General features: G+C 71.1%; 1 pseudogene. It reads left to right on the forward strand.

Annotated features, from left to right (window positions below):
• Positions 1 to 639: 639 nt before the first annotated feature.
• Positions 640 to 1,605: pseudogene (locus J0695_RS45530) on the forward strand (N,N-dimethylformamidase beta subunit family domain-containing protein); the annotation flags it as partial.
• Positions 1,606 to 1,641 lie beyond the last annotated feature (36 nt).

Raw genomic sequence — 1,641 nt, forward strand, 5'->3', positions numbered from 1 at the left:
CGCCGTCCCGCAGACACCGCTGCAGGGACTGCCGGACAAGGGAAGCCGTTTCCAGATCGAGTTCACCGGCCAGGGTGACCGTTGCGTGCTTTTTCCGGTCGTGCCGATCGACATTGAGGTGCGACAGGGACATGACGCCTCGGTTCAAAAGACCCGCCGGACAACACCGCGCAGTGTGCTGCCAGTCCGGGCATTCGAGTCGCCGGGGTCTGGGACGTCCTCCCCGCAGCATAGCGCCATACCGGCCCCCTGAACGGGGCAACGCTTTGCCCGCTCCTGCGCTCTTCCCTCCCAGTAAGCCTGTCGGGCCCGCCGTAGATCATTCCAGACGGCAGACTGCCCCCGGCAGTCGCAGGTCGTGGAGAGCGGAGCAGCGCATGGAACGGGCGGCATGGAGTCGCAGGATCTTCCTGGGGGCGGTCGCCGCCGCCGGTGCCGCGGGATGCAGTACGGACGGAACGGGCGGCGGCGGACAGAGCGCGTCGGGGCATCCGGCCACACCCGCCGCGAAGGCGCCCGCCCATGAGAACGACCAGGCCGGGGACGCCGGTTGGCGGCTCAAGGGGCGCGGGGCGCAGCGCGAGATCGAGGGGTACGCGGACCGGGTGAGCGTCGCCCGCGGCGAGCCGTTCCGGCTGCATGTGCACACCACCGCGAAGACCTTCCGCGCCGAGGCGTTCCGGATGGGCTGGTACGGGGGCGCGCTGGCCCGCCGTCAAGGGGCAGCGGCAGCGGCCCGCCTCGGTCCATCCGGCGACGTACACCGTCTCGACGCGCTGGGACGCGGACGCCGAGGTCCCCACCAAGGACTGGCCCGAGGGGTCCTATCTGATCCGGCTGACCGCGGAGAGCGGCGGCCAGCGCTATGTCCCGATCACCGTGCGGTCCGCCTCCACCCACGGCCGGGTCGTCCTCGTCAACGCCGTCGCGACCTGGCAGGCGTACAACACCTGGGGCGGGCACAGCCTCTACAACGGTCCCGGCGGCAAGGGCGACGACGCGACCCGCTCGCGCGCGGTCAGCTGCGACCGGCCGTACCACCGGGACGGGGACGGCCTGTTCCTCACGTACGAACAGCCGGTCGTTGCGCTCGCCGAGCGGATGGGGCTCTCGCCGGCGTACGTCACCAACATGGACATCGAGCGCGACCCGAAGATCCTGGCGGGTGCGACGGCGGTGATCAGTCTCGGGCACGACGAGTACTGGACGCAGCCCATGCGCGACCGGATCACGGCCGCCCGCGACCAGGGCACCAATCTCGCGTTCCTGGGCGCCAACGCCTGCTTCCGGCGCACCCGTCTGGAGCCGACCGCGCTCGGCGCGCACCGCCTGGTCGTCTGCTACAAGAACGACTGGCCGCAGGACCCGGGCCGCCCCGAGGGCGGCTACCCGACGACCAACTTCCGTGAGCCGCCGCACGCCCAACCGGAGAACTCCCTCACGGGCACGCTCTACGAGTCCAATCCGACGACCGCCGACTATGTCGTCACCTCGCCCGGCCACTGGCTGTTCGCGGGGACAGGCGTGCGGCAGGACGAGAAGTTCCCTGGCCTGGTCGGCACGGAGTACGACCGGGCCAACGGTTCGGAGACCACGCCCCGCCCCATCGAGGTGATCTCGCACTCGCCGCTGACCTGCCGC

Source organism: Streptomyces beijiangensis (assembly GCF_017315755.1).
In the GTDB taxonomy this organism is placed as follows: Bacteria; Actinomycetota; Actinomycetes; order Streptomycetales; family Streptomycetaceae; genus Streptomyces; species Streptomyces beijiangensis.